This window comes from Streptomyces sp. SudanB5_2050, from assembly GCF_964272335.1.
GTDB classification, from domain to species: Bacteria; Actinomycetota; Actinomycetes; order Streptomycetales; family Streptomycetaceae; genus Streptomyces; species Streptomyces rochei.
In genome coordinates, this window is the sequence record NZ_OZ186760.1 from 7,304,629 (window position 1) to 7,322,337 (window position 17,709).

At 72.1% G+C, this 17,709-nt stretch carries 14 protein-coding genes; 3 read left to right on the top strand and 11 right to left on the bottom strand.

Annotation, left to right across the window (positions count from 1 at the left end; genetic code table 11):
* Position 1 precedes the first annotated feature (1 nt).
* Positions 2 to 2,626 (bottom strand): SpoIIE family protein phosphatase, encoded by a 2,625-nt coding sequence (locus tag ACFZP7_RS32155; RefSeq protein ID WP_385637534.1) that lies wholly within the window; start codon positions 2,624 to 2,626, stop codon positions 2 to 4.
* 214 nt (positions 2,627 to 2,840) lie between these two features.
* Here ACFZP7_RS32155 and ACFZP7_RS32160 point away from each other — a divergent pair, with 214 nt between their 5' ends.
* Both ACFZP7_RS32160 and ACFZP7_RS32165 read left to right on the top strand, forming a co-directional pair.
* Positions 2,841 to 3,062 (top strand): hypothetical protein, encoded by a 222-nt coding sequence (locus ACFZP7_RS32160; protein ID WP_030974049.1) that lies wholly within the window; start codon positions 2,841 to 2,843, stop codon positions 3,060 to 3,062.
* 320 nt (positions 3,063 to 3,382) lie between these two features.
* The gene (locus ACFZP7_RS32165) at positions 3,383 to 4,804 is read left to right on the top strand and encodes a Gfo/Idh/MocA family protein (protein ID WP_031015156.1); all 1,422 of its coding nucleotides are present in this window, start codon (positions 3,383 to 3,385) and stop codon (positions 4,802 to 4,804) included.
* A gap of 158 nt (positions 4,805 to 4,962) precedes the next feature.
* Here the strand turns inward: ACFZP7_RS32165 and ACFZP7_RS32170 are convergent, their stop codons facing one another.
* Positions 4,963 to 5,745 (bottom strand): hypothetical protein, encoded by a 783-nt coding sequence (locus tag ACFZP7_RS32170; RefSeq protein WP_385637537.1) that lies wholly within the window; start codon positions 5,743 to 5,745, stop codon positions 4,963 to 4,965.
* A 296-nt stretch (positions 5,746 to 6,041) separates the two neighbouring features.
* Between ACFZP7_RS32170 and ACFZP7_RS32175 the strand changes: the two genes are divergently transcribed.
* Positions 6,042 to 6,245 carry a cold-shock protein gene (locus ACFZP7_RS32175; protein WP_019330262.1) on the top strand — a complete coding sequence of 68 codons (204 nt, stop codon included), beginning with the start codon at positions 6,042 to 6,044 and terminating at the stop codon, positions 6,243 to 6,245.
* A gap of 143 nt (positions 6,246 to 6,388) precedes the next feature.
* Here ACFZP7_RS32175 and ACFZP7_RS32180 read toward each other — a convergent pair whose 3' ends face one another.
* The 9 genes from ACFZP7_RS32180 to ACFZP7_RS32220 form a co-directional block, all read right to left on the bottom strand.
* Positions 6,389 to 7,222 carry an alpha/beta fold hydrolase gene (locus tag ACFZP7_RS32180; protein ID WP_192339764.1) on the bottom strand — a complete coding sequence of 278 codons (834 nt, stop codon included), beginning with the start codon at positions 7,220 to 7,222 and terminating at the stop codon, positions 6,389 to 6,391.
* 41 nt (positions 7,223 to 7,263) lie between these two features.
* Entirely contained in the window at positions 7,264 to 8,079 is an 816-nt protein-coding gene (locus ACFZP7_RS32185) for an SAM-dependent methyltransferase (protein WP_031015151.1), read from the bottom strand.
* 96 nt (positions 8,080 to 8,175) lie between these two features.
* Positions 8,176 to 9,084, bottom strand: coding sequence for an SMP-30/gluconolactonase/LRE family protein (locus tag ACFZP7_RS32190; protein WP_385637540.1), 909 nt, complete (start codon positions 9,082 to 9,084; stop codon positions 8,176 to 8,178).
* 89 nt (positions 9,085 to 9,173) lie between these two features.
* Complete coding sequence (locus ACFZP7_RS32195) at positions 9,174 to 9,827, bottom strand: maleylpyruvate isomerase N-terminal domain-containing protein (protein ID WP_385637543.1); 654 nt, start codon at positions 9,825 to 9,827, stop codon at positions 9,174 to 9,176.
* Between the two features lie 107 nt (positions 9,828 to 9,934).
* On the bottom strand, positions 9,935 to 11,026 hold the full coding sequence (locus ACFZP7_RS32200) for an AI-2E family transporter (protein WP_030974063.1): 1,092 nt from the start codon (positions 11,024 to 11,026) through the stop codon (positions 9,935 to 9,937).
* Positions 11,027 to 11,081: 55 nt separating this feature from the next.
* Positions 11,082 to 12,599, bottom strand: coding sequence for a glycerol kinase GlpK (gene glpK, locus ACFZP7_RS32205; protein WP_019330256.1), 1,518 nt, complete (start codon positions 12,597 to 12,599; stop codon positions 11,082 to 11,084).
* Positions 12,600 to 12,624: 25 nt separating this feature from the next.
* On the bottom strand, positions 12,625 to 13,470 hold the full coding sequence (locus ACFZP7_RS32210) for an MIP/aquaporin family protein (protein WP_019330255.1): 846 nt from the start codon (positions 13,468 to 13,470) through the stop codon (positions 12,625 to 12,627).
* Positions 13,471 to 13,589: 119 nt separating this feature from the next.
* On the bottom strand, positions 13,590 to 14,420 hold the full coding sequence (gene nadE, locus ACFZP7_RS32215) for an ammonia-dependent NAD(+) synthetase (protein WP_019330254.1): 831 nt from the start codon (positions 14,418 to 14,420) through the stop codon (positions 13,590 to 13,592).
* A gap of 143 nt (positions 14,421 to 14,563) precedes the next feature.
* A complete protein-coding gene (locus ACFZP7_RS32220) occupies positions 14,564 to 17,572 on the bottom strand; it encodes a family 16 glycoside hydrolase (RefSeq protein ID WP_385637546.1) in 3,009 nt (1,002 codons plus the stop codon).
* Positions 17,573 to 17,709: the final 137 nt, after the last annotated feature.

Here is a 17,709-nt window from a genome sequence, read left to right on the forward strand (position 1 = left end):
GTCACGAGGGACGGACGGCGAGGAGGGCGATGTCGTCCTCGCTGTCCGCCCCCAGACCGATCATCAACTCGTCGCAGAAGGTGTCCAGGGACTCGCGCGCCAGGTCGGCGGCGTGCCGTCGCAACCGGTCCAGGGCCTCGTCCAGCGGTTCGTCCCGGCGTTCGACGAGACCGTCCGTGTACAGCAGCAGCGTCGAGCCGGCCGGCAGCCGATGGCGTGCCGTGCGGCGGGGCATGTCCGGGTCCATGCCGAGGAGCAGACCCGCACCCTCGTCCAGATAGCGGGTCTCGCCCTCGGCCGTGGTCAGCAGCGGCGGCAGATGACCGGCCGAGGAGTGCCGCAGCTCCCAGGGACCCGGCGCGCGGCCCTTGAGCAGGCCGTAGACGCAGGTGGCGGTGGCCTCCCGGTGCAGGCTGTGGTTGGCCAGGTCCAGGCGGCGCAGGACCTCCGCGGGCGGCTCCTCGCGGTCCACCGCGATACCGCGGAGCATGCTGCGCAACTGGCTCATGGCGATGGCCGCGTCGAGGTTGTGCCCCGTGACGTCGCCGATGACCAGGGCGGTGTCCCCGCCGGACACGACGAAACTGTCGTACCAGTCCCCGCCGACCTGAGCGGTGGTCGAGGAGGCGGCGTAGCGGGCGGCCAGCTCCAGCCCCTCGACCCGGGGGAGCACCGGCAGCAGGGAGCGCTGCAGCCGCTCGGCGATGGAGCGGGTGTCCTGGTACAGACGGGCGTTGTCCACCCCGAGCGCGAGACTGTGCACCAGGTCGTCGACGAGCGGCAGGTCCTCCTCGGTGAAGGGCCGCCGGCCGGTCGCGCGGGCGAGGGTCAGGGCACCGAAGATCTTGCGCCGGGCCCGCAACGGAGCGACCACGGCGCTGCCCGCGCCCAGCCCGTGGAACAGGGCGCGGTAGTCGCGGTCCAGCGCGTTGTCGGCCTGGTCGGGCGGCGGTGCCTCGGTGAGCAGCAGCGGACCCGCGCCGCGCAGCACCCGGGCGAGCGGACCGCGCGACTCCTCGGAGACGGCCGGGAGCAGGCCCTCGTACGCGGTGGGGCGCAGCCCGCGGGGGTCGCGGTGGACGACACAGGCCCGGTCCACCTGGTCGTGCTCGGTGAACAGGTCGAGCACGCACCAGTCGGCCAGCCGCCGCGTCAGCAGGTGCCCGGCACGCCGCAGCCCCTCGTCCAGGTCCAGGGCGTCGCTGAACCGTGACCCCAGTTCGGCCAGGAGGGAGAGGCGGTCCAGGGCCGACATGGCGGTGTCGGCGTCGCCCTCCGCCGACGGGCCGCCCGCGGGGACCCTCGCGGGAGCCTCCCCGGCGGCCGACCGGGCCGCGTCACGGGCGCTGCCGACCGTCCTCGGCACCTCCGGGGCCGTGGTCGCCCGCGGTGCCAGCTGGGCGACGAACACGGTGCGGCCGTCGGCCGTCTCCTGCGTCTGGATGAACAGCCGCACCGGAACCACGCCGCCGTCACGGTGCCGGGCCGGAAGCGGCACGGAGCGGCCCACGATGCGGGTGCGGCCCGTCAGCAGCATGGTGCTGAACGCCGCCGTGTGCCGACGGCGCAGGTGCTCGGGGATGAGCGTGGTCAGACGGCGCCCCACCAGATCGTCCGGTGACCAGCCCAGCAGCTCCGCCGCCGGCCCGTTCGCCGCGATGATCCGGTTGCCGTCGTCGGCGGCGATGGTCGGCATACGGCTGGTGCGCACCTGACCGGGGTCCCACGGGACCAGTTCGTCGGAGCTGACCTCCGGATCGCGGGGCATCACGGTCCACGCGGTGGGCCCACCCCCGTCCAACTGCTCGACGATCTGGTCGAAGAACCAGTCCTGGAACGCCCGGGAACGCGGCAGGGCGGGCAGGGTGAGCAGCCGCTCCCCACGCGCCGCCTCCTCGGCCACACCGAGGGTGCGGCGCAGCGCCCGGACGGCGGGTGCCGCGTCGGCCGGCAGCGGCAGGAGCAGGGAACGCAGACCGGAGTCGGGCAGCGGGTCCCGGGACGCGGCCGTCACACAGGCGCTGATCACGTTGTTGACGTCGTTGGCGGCGGCCAGGTCCTCGGGCGGCACCTGAGCGGGACCGCCTGCGGACGCCGCCAGGGTCAGTTCCCGCAGGACGGCGTGCCGGTGCTGCCGGCAGGCCGACTCCAGGGCGCTCGGTACGTCGACGAGCGTCACCGTCCGCTCGGCCGGACACGACGCCGCCGCGGTCCCCCACCCGGACGACGGCGGGGGCGGACCGTCCGGCCACAGTTCGAACCACACCGCCTTGCCCTCGTCGCCGATGTCGACGCCGTAGCGGGACGCCAACTGCTCCACCAGCGCCAGCCCTTGACCGGTGCCGGCGTACGGCGGGCAGTTCTGCCGCACCAGCGAGCGACCGGGCCGCCGGTCGGCGACGCGCACCCGCACCCGGCCGTCGAGGCGGGACACCGTCACCTCGGCCTCCGTGCGCGCGTGCAGCACCGCGTTGGTGACCAGCTCGCTGACCAGGAGCTGGGCCGTGTCCACCAACTCGGAGGCGACGTCCTCCAGCGCGGCGCGCACGAACCTGCGGGCCGACGCCACGCTCACCGGTCCGTCCGGGAATCGTCGCGCTACTGTCGCCGGATCGAGGGAACCCATGTCCTCAGTGTGTGCCCCGCACGGGCCGCCGCGCAGCGCGCCGTCCCGGCGGGCCGCGACCTCGGGCCGCCGTCGTCCGCCGGTCGGGTGACCGCCCGGCGGGAGGGACGGCGTCCGCGGCGGTCGTACCGGGCGGGAGCCGTGATCACGGGGCCGGCCGGGTGCTGGTAGCGTCGCGTGGTCGCGGCGGGCGGAGCGAGGGAGGTGTCGGCGCGTGGAGGAGCGGCAGGAGCGTGAGTGGGTGGCGATGACCCCCGGAGACTTCGACCGGGAGGCGCCGCTGGTCCTCAACGTGGGCACCGGGCCCGCGGCCGTGCCCGCCGAACCGGACGAGTACGGCACCGCGCCCCTGTTCGGCGAGACCGCGCCCCCGCGCGGCACCCCGCGCCGCAGCCGGCGCAAGCGGCCCGCGCCCGCCCAGGAACGGCTGTTCTGACCGCCGCACCACAGCCGCCGGACCGCACACCGCCCCCACCCGGGTGCGTGGAAATGCTCGGAACGGCTTTGTATCGAGCACGTATTGACATGTAACGGCAGAGGCCGCAGAGTCATGCCCCGAAAGCGTTCGACGGACCGGCGGATCGACGGTGCGACTTCGACGCGGTCCGCCGGGGCTCCGCCCTGCTGTTCCCGTGCCCGCCCCGTGTTCCGCCGTGCCCCACCGCGCTCGACCGTGCTCGACCGTGCCCGTCCGTGCTCGACAACGCCCGACAGTGCCCCCGCCGTGATGCCACCGCCACGAGGAGTGTTGCCGTCATGTCCGAAACGCCCGCTGTCTCACGCCGACTGCTCCTGGGCGGTGCCGTCGCCACCGGCGCGCTCGCGGCCGGGATGACCGCGGCCGCCCCGTCCGTGGCGGCCGCCGAACCGGCCCCCCGCCGCGGACGCGGCCAGAAATCGATGATCGGCGTGCCCTTCGCCGCCCACCGCACCGTCCGCGTCGGCGTCATCGGCCTCGGCAACCGGGGCAGCGGCATGATCACCGGGTGGGCGGCCGTGCCCGGCTGCACCGTGACCGCCGTCTGCGACATCCGCGCCGACCGTGCCAGGCGCGCCGCCGACCGCCTGCAGAGCAAGGGCCACCCACGGCCCGCCGAGTACGGCGGCTCCGCCGACTCCTACGCCCGGATGCTCGGGCGCGACGACATCGACCTCGTCTACATCGCCACTCCCTGGGAGTTCCACTACGAGCAGGGCAGGGCGGCACTGCTCAGCGGCCGCCACGCCGTGGTGGAACTCCCCATCGCGACGGAACTGCGCGAACTGTGGGACCTGGTCGACACCTCGGAGAAGACCCGCAGGCACCTGCTGCTGTCCGAGAACTGCAACTACGGACGCAACGAGCTGGCCATGCTCAAGGCCGCGCACGACGGCCTGTTCGGCGACCTCACCAACGGCCACGGCGGCTACCTGCACGACCTGCGCGAACTCCTCTTCTCCGACACCTACTACACCGACTCCTGGCGGCGCCTGTGGCACACCCGCAGCACCGCGTCGTTCTACCCCATGCACGGCCTGGCGCCCATCGCGGCCGCCATGGACGTCAACCGCGGCGACCGCATGACCACCCTCAGCGCCACCTCCACCGCCCCGAGGGGCCTGGCCGACTACCGTGCGCGCTTCGTCCCGAGGGACCACCCGTCCTGGAAGGAGGAGTACGTCAACGGGGACCTGGTCACCTGCATGATCGAGACGGCGAAGGGCCGGACGATCCGCGCGGAGCACGACGTCAGCTCCCCGCGCCCCTACAGCCGGATCAACACCCTCGCGGGAAGCCGGGGCATCGTCGAGGACTACGCCGGCCCCGCCCCGACCGGCGCCCGGATCTACGTCGAACCGGACCACAGCGGCCACACCTGGCGCGACTTCGAGGGCTACCGCAAGGAGTACGACCACTGGCTGTGGCGGAAGGTCGGCGACGACGCGGCCAACAACGGCGGCCACGGCGGCATGGACTACGTACTGCAGTGGCGGATCGTCCAGTGCATGCGGGCGGGGCTGGTGCCGGACATCGACGTCTACGACTCCGCGGCCTGGTGCTCGCCCGTGCCCCTGAGCGTCCGGTCGCTGGCCCGGGGCGGGCGCCCGGTGGAGATCCCCGACTTCACCCGGGGCGGCTGGCGTGAGCGCCGGCCCGGACTCGACTCGGCCCCCACCGACATGCCGCCCGTGGGCTGAACCGGGGCGGACGGCCGGGTTCCCGCCACGGCTGTGCCGGCCGGCCGTGGCCGTCGGCCACCTCCGTCGGCCACGGCGCCGTTGCGGCGTCCGGAGCGGTGTCGGCGTCCGGCGCGGCTCAGCGTCCGGCGGTGGCCGGACCCGCGCCGGGCGGCGCCCTACCGCGCCAGCACCGGCTCCGGTCCCATGACCACGACCGGCTCCTTCTCCGGGTCCAGGGCGGTGAGCAGCGCGCGCATGTGGTCCTCGCTCAGCGACACGCAGGCGTTGGTCGGTCCTTCGTGGTCGACGTGGATCCAGACGCCGCCGCCCTTGTCCTCACCCAGAGGGCGGGTCTTGTCCAGCGGAGTGGTGCCGGGCACCCGGTTGTAGTCGATGGCGATCACGTAGTCGAACGAGCCCTCCAGCGGCTCCCCGAGGTGTCCGGTGCCCGACACGGCGAACTCGGGATCCTGGTCGTAGGGGAGCAGGGCGCCCGGGTCGGGCAGCCGGCCCCCGGCGTCGCTCAGGCCGAACACCCCGACGGGAGTGCGCAGGTCACCCGCCTCGTGGTCGTCGGTCCAGCCGCGCAGCCCGTTGTGCGCGGGCCAGGGACCGGCGACGGCACGCCAACCCTCGGCGGGGTACCGCTCGTACAGCACCACCTCCGCCCGGTTCGACGTCTCGGTGGCCCCGGTGACCACCAGCGCCTGCCGGGAGCCGTCGGGGAGCCGGGCCCGCATGGCCGGCCCGATCCCCGGCAGGGGCCGGGGGAACGAACGCGGGGGACCGGCCTGCGGGGACGTACGGGCCGCCTCGGCCGCCGGGGACGACGCGGACGCGGCGGGCGGCTGCGCGTCCCCGGAGGAGAGCCCCGACGGCTGCTGGGCGCACCCGGTCCCCAGCACGCCGGTGCACAGCACGGCGCCGATCACCAGGGCCAGCGCTCTTCTGACGGTCATATCGTTCTCCGACTCCGTGGGTGGACTACTCATTGCTTCACCACTAACGGAACCGGGTTGTGCGCCCGCCTCGCCGTCTCCCCCGTATGGCCCAGGAGGCAACATCGTTGCCGCTCGGACCCCTTACTCACTGGTGGGGCTCGGACATGCCGTGTAGCGTCAGCAGCAGATGTCGTGGTTCGCCCAGACCGCCCGCGCCGGAGTGCGGGCGGTTTGCTGTGCAATGCCGGAGGACCAGGACGACCACCTCCGGGTTCGCACGGTGCGGATCCGATATCGGCTGAAAGGCAAAAGGCATGGCCAGCGGAACCGTCAAGTGGTTCAACTCCGAAAAGGGCTTCGGCTTCATCGCGCAGGACGGCGGCGGCCCCGACGTCTTCGCGCACTACTCCAACATCAACGCCACCGGCTACCGCGAGCTGCAGGAAGGCCAGGCCGTCACCTTCGACATCACCCAGGGCCAGAAGGGCCCGCAGGCGGAGAACATCACCCCCGCCTGACCGGTAGACCGGTCGGACGAGACACGGTGCCCGGGAACCGTTCGGTTCCCGGGCACCGTGCCGTCTCCGTGGGCACGAGCAGCGCGCGCGGCCCCGCGCGCGGTCACACGCCCCCGGGTCCCTCGGGCGTCGTCACACCGCCGTCAGGCGAGCCGCCGCAGGAAGCCCAGCAGCGCGGCGGTCAGCTCCGCGGGCGCGTCCTCCTGGACGAGGTGACCGGCGCCGGGGACCGGCTCCCAGCGGGCGCCGGGGACGGCCGCCGCGAGTTCGCGTCCCTTGGCCACCGGGATCCAGGCGTCGTCCTCACCCCAGCAGACCAGCGTCGGTACGCCGATGGCGGGATAGCGGTCCTGGATCTCGTCGGTGTGGCGCTGGTCGGCCTGGGCGATCTGCCGGTAGAAGGCGGCCTGGCCCCGCTCGCCGAGCCACGGCCGTACCAGCCGCTCCAGCACCGCCGGGTGCAGCCCCGGGCTGCTCGCCGACCCCACGTACTCACGGACCAGAGCGCCGTGCAGCGCCGGCGGCAGCCGCTCGAAGACCTCCGCGTGTTCGCGCACCAGCCGGAAGAAGGGCGAGCCCCAAGGGGCCAGCGCCACCGGGTCGACCAGGGCCAGGGCCCGGTAGGCGGCGCCGTGCAGCAGGTGGGCGCGGAGCGCCACCGCACCGCCGAAGTCGTGGGCGACCACCACGGGCTCCGTCAGGCCCCAGTGGGCCAGCAGTTCGGTGAAGACCCGGCCCTGCGCGGCCAGGGACACGTCCTGACCGGCGGACATCTGGGACATCCCGTAACCCGGCATGTCCCAGACGAACACCTGGTGGTCCCGCGCCAGCGAACGGGCCACCGCGCGCCAGACGTACGAGGAGAACGGCGTGCCGTGCAGCAGGACCAGCGGCGGCCGGCCCGGCTCGCCCAGCCGGTTCCACCGGACGGACCCGGTACTGCCGGCGAAGGTCTCGGGCAGTGTCCACTCGGTCATCCGTGCTCCTCACGTGCGGGGCGTCCGCGCCCCGGTCGGTCCTACGGCTTGCGGGCCAGGCCGCCGTGCTCGGCGATGGGCTTCGGGGCGGGCGCGTCGGCGTCCGGACGCCAGAGCGGGACGGAGACGACCCCGGGTTCCACCAGCTCGAGCCCGTCGAAGAACGCCGTGATCTCCTCCACGGTGCGCAGGTTGTACGGGACGGCGCCGCTCTCGTTGTAGCCGTCCTGGGCCTCGTCGAACGCCGGATCGACGCCCCGGGAGCCGTCGTTGACGGAGAGGTAGCTGCCGGACGGCAGTGCGTCCATCAAGCGGGTGACTATGGAACGCGCCCGGTCGTAGTCGGCGACGTGGCCCAGGATGTTGCTGAGGATGAGCGCGACGGGCCGGTCGAAGTCCAGCGTCTTCGCGGCGTCCCGCAGGACGCTGTCCGGGTCGAGCACGTCGGAGTCGATGTACGCCGTCGCGCCCTCGGGCGTGGAGTAGAGCAGCGCGCGGGCGTGCGCGAGGACCATCGGATCGTTGTCCACGTAGACGATGCGGGACTCGGGTGCGATGCGCTGGGCGACCTCGTGGGTGTTGTCGGCGGTCGGCAGACCGGTCCCGATGTCGAGGAACTGCCTCACACCCGCCTCGGCGACCAGATACGTGATGTTGCGGCGCAGGAAGGCTCGGCTGCTGCGGGCGATGGTGACGATGCCGGGGAAGACCGAGGTGTACGCGTCACCCGCCTGCTCGTCGACCGGGTAGTTGTCCTTCCCGCCCAGCCAGTAGTTCCAGATCCGGGCCGAGTGCGGCACCGAGGTGTCGATCTTCTGGTGCGGTGCGGGGCCGGGAGTCGTCACGGGATCGCTCATGGGTACGGTCCGTCTTTCAGCCGAGGCATGGGTGCTTCGTCACAACCTACGCCGCAACGGCCTTGCCTCGCACACCGGTTCGGCCCCTTGCGCCGCTCACAGGCGCGGTGCTCCCGTCACCGACATCACCAGCGAGTACAGGGAGGTGGTGGCCGTGATGAACAGACGGTTGTTCTTGGGGCCGCCGAAGGCGATGTTGGACACGGGCTCGGGCACCCGCAGCCGTCCGATGAGGGTGCCGTCGGGGTCGTAGCAGTGGACACCGTCGGCCAGCGCGGCGGCCCACAGGCGGCCCTCGTCGTCGAAGCGGATGTTGTCGAACCGCACGTCGCCCCGGGCCTCGGCGAAGACCTTGCCGCCCGAGAGCGCGCCGTCCTCGTGGACGTCGAACACGTGGATCCGGGCCGCCCGGGAGTCCGAGACGTACAGCCGCTTCTCGTCGGGGGAGAGGATCACGCCGTTGGGGCCGTCGAAACCGTCGGCGGCCAGGTGGACCTCGCCCGACACCGGGTCGATCCGGTAGACGTTGCACGCGCCGATCTCCGACTCGGCGCGGTGCCCCTCGTAGTCGCTGGTGATGCCGAAGTCCGGGTCGGAGAACCAGACGGTGCCGTCCGAGCGCACGACGGAGTCGTTCGGGCTGTTGAGGCGCTTGCCGTCGTAGCGGTCGGCGAGGACGGTCACGGCCCCGTCGGGCTCCGTACGGGTGACCCTGCGGTTGCCCTGTTCGCAGGTGACCAGGCGGCCCTGACGGTCCAGGGTGTTGCCGTTGCTGTGCCCGGCCGGGGCGCGGAAGACGCCGACCGTGCCGGTGGCCTCGTCCCAGCGCAGGATGCGGTCGTTGGGGATGTCGCTCCAGACGAGCTGGCGCCAGGCGGGGACGTACAGCGGGCCCTCGGCCCAGCGGCAGTCGTCGTGGAGGACCTCCAGCCTGCTGTCCCCGTTGGCGCAGCGCCCGGTACGGAAGCGGTCGTCCAGGATGTCGTACGGGCCGTCGGCGGGCATGGCGTCCTCTCCGCGAGGTGATCGGTACGGGACCAACGTAACCCCCGTCGATCACTGTCTCCAGTGCCCGTGGGCGTCCCGCGGGGTGCTCAGCCGACCGGGAAGGGGAGCCGCGCGGCCGTCCCGCCCAGGGCCGCGCGTTCGGCCTCGGTCGGTGCCCGCCGTCCGGTGCCGACCAGGAGCGCGTCCCGGTCCGTGAAGGACGCCGGGAAGGCGGTCCCCGCGAGCCGCTCCAGCATCTCCCGTGACCGGGCGAGCCCTTCGGCGGGCGGCCCCGGGACGTCCGGCAGGTGCGCGCCCAGGTCGAGGTGGTGCAGCGTCCACTCCAGCACGTACGCGCCGAGGTAGTCGCCGGCGGTGAGCACCTCGGCGCGTGTGCCCACCCGGGCCGTCGGGTCCGCGAGGCCGGCGGCCCGGCCCGCGGCGGAGCCGACGTCGTCCAGATGGAACTTGAGCAGCCAGGGTTCCTGGTACGCGGCGGCCAGGCGGACGGTCAGCGCGTCGAGCGGATCGTCGCCCGTCGGGGCGTCGACGACGTTCCAGTACGTCACCGCGTCCCGCGTCGGTTCCGCGGTGGCGGGGGTGGCCAGGGTGATCAGGACGTCCTGGGCGTCGATGACCAGATGGCACACCAGATCCCGTACGAGCCAGCCGGCGCAGCCGGAAGGGCGCCCGAAGTCCTCGTCGCGCAGCCCGGCGACCGCGGCGCGCAACGCCGACCAGGAGAGAGAGAAGAGGTCCACGGCCGCAAGCTAACAGCAGGCGGCCGTGGCGCGAGGGCGGTCGGACCGGGTCCGCCCCCGCCGTGGGCGGGCCGCCCCGGGAAGGACGGGCCCGGGTCCCGCCGTTCTCAGGTGTCCGACGGAGCGGGCTCCCGCGGCGGATCGACGAGCTGCTCGCGGACGTAGTTCCACACCACCGCGATCAGCGCGGCGACCGGTACGGCGAGCAGGCTGCCCACGATCCCGGCCAGGCTCCCGCCCAGGGTCACCGCCAGCAGGATCACCGCCGCGTGCAGCCCGAGGCCGCGGCTCTGGATGATGGGCTGGAACACGTTGCCCTCCAGCTGCTGAACCACCACGATGATCGCCAGCACGATCAGGGCGTCCGTCAGACCGTTCGACACCAGGGCGATGAGGACCGCGACGAAGCCGGCGAAGAGGGCGCCCACGATGGGCACGAAGGCCGACACGAACGTCAGAACCGCCAGCGGCAGCACCAGGGGCACGCCGAGTATCCACAGGCCGAGCCCGATGAAGACCGCGTCGAGCAGGCCCACCAGCGCCTGCGAGCGGACGAAGGAGCCCAGGGTCTCCCAGCTGCGCAGGGCCACGGTCGGGACGTCGGTGGCGAGCCGGCCGGGCAGCTGGCGGGCGAGCCACGGCAGGAAGCGCGGCCCGTCCTTGAGGAAGAAGAACATCAGGAAGACGCCCAGGACGGCGGTGATGAGACCGTTGACCACCGTGCCGACCCCGGTGGCCACCGCGGTGACCACACCGTCGACGCTGTCCTGGATGCGGGCCATCGCCGAGTCGAGCGCCCCGGTGATCTGGGCGTCGTCGATGTTCAGCGGCGGACCCGCGGCCCACTCGCGCAGCCGCTCGATGCCCTCGACCACGCCGTCGGTCAACTCGTCGGTCTGGGACGACATCGGGACCGCGATCAGCGCCACGATGCCCGTGACGACCAGCAGGAAGCCCACGGTCACCACGGAGGCGGCGAGCGCGGGGCGCCACCCGTGCCGTCGCAGGAAACGGGCCGCGGGCCAGGTCAGGGTGGTCAGGAGCAGACCGACTATCAGCGGCCACACGACGGGCCACATACGGCCGAGGACCCACAGGGCCACCGCGAGCATGGCGAGTATCAGCAGCAACTCGGCAGAGACACGCGCGGTGGTGCGCATCGCGGCGCGCGTCCTCGCGGAACTCAATCTGGCAGACATGGGGATCACCTTATGGTGATCCCCGTCGTGCGCCCGCGGCGGTCTCAGGCCGGGGTCACTCGACCTTGACCCAGTCGAGGGTGCGCCGCACGGCGGCCTTCCAGCCGGCGTACCCCTGCGCGCGCCGCTCCTCGGTCCACTTCGGCTCCCAGCGCCTGGACTCGTGCCAGTGGGTGCGCAGTTCGTCGGTGTCCCGCCAGAAGCCCGTGGCCAGTCCCGCCGCGTAGGCCGCGCCGAGCGCGGTGGTCTCCGCGACCACCGGGCGGCTGACCGGGACGCCCAGGACGTCGGCCTGGATCTGCATGCAGAGGTCGTTGGCGGTCACCCCGCCGTCGACCTTGAGCACGTCCAGGTGGACGCCGGAGTCCTGCTCCATCGCCTCGACGACGTCCCGGCTCTGGTAGCAGATGGCTTCCAGGGTCGCCCGTGCCAGGTGCGCGTTGTCGTTGTACCGGGCCAGGCCGACGATCGCGCCGCGGGCGTCGGAGCGCCAGTAGGGCGCGAACAGGCCGGAGAAGGCGGGCACGAAGTACATGCCGCCGTTGTCCTCCACGGATCGGGCGAGTTCCTCGCTCTCGGCCGCGGTCTTGATGATCTTCATCTGGTCGCGCAGCCACTGCACGGCGGAGCCGGTCACCGCGATGGACCCCTCCAGCGCGTAGACCGCCGGGTCGTCCCCGAACCGGTAGGCCACCGTCGTCAGCAGACCGTGCTGCGAACGGACCAGTTCCGTACCGGTGTTGAGCAGCAGGAAGTTCCCGGTGCCGTACGTGTTCTTGGCCTCGCCGGGCGCGAAGCAGACCTGGCCGACGGTGGCCGCCTGCTGGTCGCCCAGGACGCCGCCGATGGGGACGGCGGCGCGCAGCGGCCGGGAGGTGCGGGTGGCGCCGTAGGCATCCGGATGGGAGGAGGGGTTGATGGTGGGGAGCATCGACCGGGGGATGCCGAAGAAGCCCAGCAGTTCGTCGTCCCAGTCGAGGGTCTCCAGGTCCATCAGCATGGTGCGGCTCGCGTTGGTCACGTCGGTGGCGTGGATGCCGCCGTCGGGGCCGCCGGTCAGGTTCCACAGCACCCAGGTGTCCGTGTTGCCGAACACGGCGTGTCCCGCCTCCGCCGCCTCGCGCACGCCGTCGACGTTCTCCAGGATCCACTGGATCTTGCCGGCCGAGAAGTAGGTCGCCGGGGGCAGTCCGGCCTTGCGGCGGATGACGTCGCCCCGGCCGGACCGTTCGAGGTTGGCCGCGATGGTGTCGGTGCGGGTGTCCTGCCAGACGATGGCGTTGTAGTACGGGCGGCCGTTGCGCGGGTCCCAGACCACCGTGGTCTCGCGCTGGTTGGTGATGCCGATGGCCGCCAGGTCGGTCCCCGACAGGCCGCCGTGACGCAGGGCGTTCTGCATCACCGAGTTGGTCCGCTCCCAGATCTCCACGGGATCGTGCTCCACCCAGCCGGAGCGGGGGAGGATCTGTTCGTGCTCCAGCTGGTGCTTCGCCACCTCGTTGCCGCCGTGGTCGAAGATCATGAATCGGGTGCTGGTGGTTCCCTGGTCCACCGCGCCGATGAAGTCCGCCATGGGTGCCGCCTCTCCGGCCGGTGAGTCAGTCCTCGGGCGCCGGTACGCGCCCCGTCGGTTCGGGCTCGGCGGTCGGCAGGAACCGGCCGACGAAGACCTTGTACAGCCCCGCTCCGAGCACACCGCCGATCAGCGGCGCGATGATCGGGACCCAGAAGTAGAGATTCCCGTACTGGTCCCGCCAGGCCCCGCCGTACCCGGTGAGGAAACTCGCCAGCCGGGGCCCGAAGTCACGGGCCGGGTTGATGGCGTAGCCCGCGTTGGTGCCGAAGGCCATGCCGATGGCGACCACCACCAGGCCGATGACGAAGGGGGCGAGGTTGGCGCCCGGCGGAGTGTTGAGCAGGTCCGTGATGGCCATGATCAGCAGCAGCAGGATGGCGGTGCCGATGATCTGGTCGCGGAAGGCGCCCCACTCGTGGACCGGGAGCGCGGTGTTGCCGTTGGCGGGGAGCGTGGAGAAGACCGTCTGCGTCTTGATGGTGTGTCCGGGGTCCGCCTTGGCCAGCGCCTCGGTGTAGTTCCAGCGGACCAGGAGCGCGGCCACGAACGCGCCGGCCGTCTGGGCCAGCGCGTACGGGGCCACCTTGCGCCAGGGGAAGCCCTTGAAGGCGGCGAGCGCGAGGGTCACCGCGGGATTGAGGTGGGCGCCGCTCAGCCGCGCGGCCACATAGACACCGAGGGTGACGCCGAGGCCCCACGCCCAGGAGATGCTGTCGTGGTCCCCGAGGCCGCCCTCCGGATCGGTGAGGGCGCCGCCCGCGGCCACCTGCGCCACCACTCCGCACCCGAAGAGGATGAGGATCATCGTGCCGGCGAACTCCGCCGAGAGTTCACCGAGCAGACCTGACTTCTTGAGCCGTGCAGCCATGGAAGCTCACCTTCCGCCGGCTGGACCGGCGTCGACTGTCCGCGTCTCTCAGTCGACACATTAAGGCGATATCGGACAAGCCGCACATAGAGTGCGGCTCGTCGGCCGCGGACGGAGGCTCAGGGGCCGATGGGCATCCGGCGCTTGTGGTCCGTCGCCCGGTAGCGGGAGACGATCTTCTCGAAGGCGTCCGGCTTCACCGGCTTGCCCTCCAGGAAGTCGTCGATCTCGTCGTAGGTGACACCGAGGGCGTCCTCGTCGGCCTTGCCGGGGGCGAGGGACTCCAGGTCGGCCGTCGGGACCTTGCCCACCAGCTCGGCGGGTGCCCCCAGCGCCTCGGCGACGGCCCGCACCCGGCGCTTGGTGAGACCGGTCAGCGGGACCAGGTCGGCGGCGCCGTCACCGAACTTGGTGAAGAAGCCGGAGACCGCCTCGGCGGCGTGGTCGGTGCCCACGACCAGCCCGTTGTGCGCACCGGCCACGGCGTACTGGGCGATCATGCGCTGCCGGGCCTTGATGTTGCCGTGCACGAAGTCCTGGTGGTGGGCGTCGCGGAAGGCCACGTCGGCGGCGAGCAGCGCGTCCAGCATGGCGTCGCTCGCGGGCTTGATGTCGACGGTCAGCACGTGGTCGGCCTGGATGAAGTCGAGCGCGCGCTGGGCGTCGTGCTCGTCGGCCTGGACTCCGTGCGGCAGCCGCATCGCGTAGAAGTGCGCGTCGTGGCCCTCGGCCCGCGCCCGCTCCACGGCGAGCTGGCACAGCCGGCCCGCGGTGGTCGAGTCGACGCCGCCGCTGATCCCGAGGACCAGGCAGCGCAGCCCGGTGGAGGTCAGCCGCTCGGTCAGGAAGGCCACCCGGCGCTCGATCTCCCGTTCGGCGTCGAAGGTCTCGGCGACCTCCAGTTCCCGGGCGATCTCCAGTTGCAGGGCGATGGACGCCGGCTCGCTCAATTCCGCTCCTTGTTCGATGTGCGGGGACTCCTCACTCAGCGTACCCAGTGGTCCCCGGCCGATACGGGCCGAGTGGGGCGCGGCGCACGGCGAGCGGGGTGACCGACCACGGCCACCCCGCACACCCGACATACCGGTCCGGATCAGCTCAGCCGCTGCACCCGGATGTCGCGGAAGCGGACCTTGTTCCCGTGGTCCTGCAGCCGGATCGCCCCGGCCGCCGGGGTCTCGGCCCGGCCGCCCGCGGTGGGACCGTCGAGGGCCACGTCGTCGTGGACCGTCTCACCGTTCCACACCACGGTCACCCGCGCGTCGGCGGTCTTGCGTCCGCCGTCGTCGTAGCGGGCCGCGCGGAAGACGATGTCGTACGTCTGCCACGTCTCGGGCGCGGTCGCCGCGTTGGTGTCGGGGGCCTTCTTCAGATAGAGGGCCCCGGCCTCGTTGTCGGCGAGGGTGGTGTCCCGGTAGGAGTCCAGGATCTGGAGTTCGTAGCGGTCCTGGAGGTAGATGCCGCTGTTGCCGCGGTCCTGGCCGGTCACGTCCGGCGGCAGTTGCGGGACGCGGAACTCCACGTGCAGCTTGAAGTCCTGGTAGGCGTCCTTGGTGCGGATGTCACCGCAGCACACCTCCATCGACCGCTCCTCGGCCAGCGGCCAGGCCACGCTCCTTCCGTCCGGATGCTGCCACCGGGCCTGCGAGGCGGCCGTGCCGTCGAACAGGTCGACGCGGGCGCCCTGCGGGTGCACGGTGATCAGGTCGAGGTTGACATGGCCGGTGTCGCCGGGGTCGTACCGGTAGGAAACGGTGTTGTGACCGGCCCGCAGGCGCAGGCGCTCGGTCCGGGTGGACCAGGTGTCCCAGTCCCCGGTGGAGGCCAGCTCCGTCTGCCGCACCTTCTTGCCGTTGGCGTACAGCGACAGGGACTTGGTGCCCTCGAAGGGGTTGGGGCCGTTGGAGTAGCGCAGCCCCACGTCGTAGGTGCCCGTCCTCGGGACCGTCACGTCGAAGGTCGTGGCGGCCTTGCCCTCGGTGGCGTAGCGGTCGACGAATCCGCTGCCGGAGTAGCCGACGTGGTCGGTGTTGACGCCGGCCTTGCCGGTGAGCCGGGCCTCCTCGGCCTCGTAGAGGGTGGCGGGCGGCGGCTGCTTGCCGGGCATCTCGTTGAGGGTGTACCAGGCCTCGGTGCTCCACAGCGCCTCACCGGACGCGGAGGTGAAGGGCCGCGGCGAGCGCACGTGCACCACGCGGTCCGGCTTCAGCCCGTCCAGCCGCAGCCGCACGGTCCGGCCGTCCTTCGAGAGCGTCGCCGAGCTGACGGACAGCTCCTCCTCGGCGATCTTCGGGCCGCCGTAGTCGGCGGTCGGGGTGTAGCGCCACTGCCGGACGTCGTAGCGCTCGGCCAGCTTCGCCGCGGTCTCCTCGGACACCGGCTGGGTGTACGTCAGGTCGAAGCCGCCGGGCACGGCCCGCATCTTCTGGATGTCGAAGGTGTCGCCGCCGTTGGGCGTCAGCTTCTGCAGGCCGAACTTCAGCTTGCCGGCCTGGCCCCAGTTGCCGTCGGCGCCCAGGCCGCCGGCGTAGATGGCTCCGTCCGGGCCCATGGTGATGCGGTTGACGCCGGCCTCCAGGCCCTGGGTGTAGCGGAAGACGGCACCCTGGTACTGGCCCTTCACCTTCTCCAGGTAGGCGCGCTGGAGACCGCCGTAGGTGACGTCGCCGATCAGCATCTGGCCGGCGAACGTGCCCTTGTTCAGGTACAGCGGGGTGGAGGGCGAGTTGCCGATCTCGTTCTGCGGCAGCCAGAGCACCGGCTCGGTGACGGGGGAGTCCTCGAAGGGGCCCGCGGGCTCGGTGTAGTGGTTGAAGAAGCGGTCCTGCTTGATCTGGACCAGCTTCGAGGAGGGCAGCCAGCCGCCCTGGTTGTCGGTGACGAAGAGACCGCCGCCCGGCCCCCAGCCGATGCCGTTGGGCGTGCGCAGTCCGCCCGCGACCGGGGTGATCTTCCCTGTCTTCTTGCTGATCTTGTACGTGGTCCCGCGGTTCGGCGCGGGCTGCGGGGTGGTGGTCGCGCCGCCCAGGTCGATGGCGACCGAGAGGTTCACGTAGAAGTAGCCGTCGCGGTAGAGCAGGCCGAAGGCGAACTCGTGGAAGTTGCCGCCGTACGGCCAGGTGGCGACCGTGCGGTACGCGTCGGTCACGTCGTCGTCGTTCTCGTCCACCAGCCGGGTCAGCTCGTGCTTCTGGGAGACGTAGAGCGAGCCGTCGACGTACTTGATGCCCATGGGCTCGCGCAGGCCGCTCGCCACCTTCTTCACGGTGACCTTGTCGCGGCTGGTCGCGCCGGTGACGTTGTCGAGCAGGTACACCTCACCGGCAACGTTGTCGGAGCCGCCCCAGGTGCTGATCGCGAGGCGTCCGTCGGGCAGCCAGTCCATGCCGGTGACCTGCGGTTCGAACCCCTCGGGGCGCAGGTCGGTGAGGGTGAGGTCGGGACGCACCGAGGTCAGCGGCAGTCCGTCGCCGGGGGTGTCGGTGCCCGACTCGCACTCCTTGCGCCCGGGTGCCGTCACCCGGACGACACCGGCGTCGGTGGTCAGCGCTTCGCGGGGCACGACGGTGAACTCGCTCTCGCCCGGCGGGCGCCAGGAGAGCGTGAGCTGCTGCCCGCCACCGCGGTCGAAGTGCTCGATGCGCAACGGATGCGACCCCGCGGTGAGGTCGAGGGCGCCGTCCTTCGGCTCGGCCCCGTGCAGTCCGTCGTGGTCGATCACCGTGGTGCCGTCGAGGGTCAGCCGCGAGCCGTCGTCGCTGGTGAGCCGGAAGGCGTAGGTGCCGTCGCGCGGTGCGACCAGGTAACCGGTCGCCTCCGAGACGAAGTTGTCGGCGATGCCGCCGAAGTCCTCGGTGGTCGACCAGTCGACCGTCGGCATCAGCTTGTCGTGGTTGGGGGTCTGGCCGGGCTTGAGCGTGCAGATCTTGCTCAGCGGCGTCTGTACGTCGAAGACGCGCAGGGTGACTCCGGGTTCCTGCGGCGGGACGTCCGCGCGGTCCGCCGCGGACACGGGGGCGGCGAGGAAGCCGCCGGCCGAGACGGCCGACGCCAGCAGCAGGACTAGGTGTCTTCGGGCACGCGGGAACAGGCGTGAGCGCATTGGTCCTCCGGGACGTGGGGACCGGACCGTGCCGGATGTCGCTCCGGTCGTCGTGCGGTACGACTGTGGTTCCGCCGCCAAGGTAGGAGACTTCTGCTTGACATGTCCATACTTTGTCATCGACGCGTTCAAAGTCC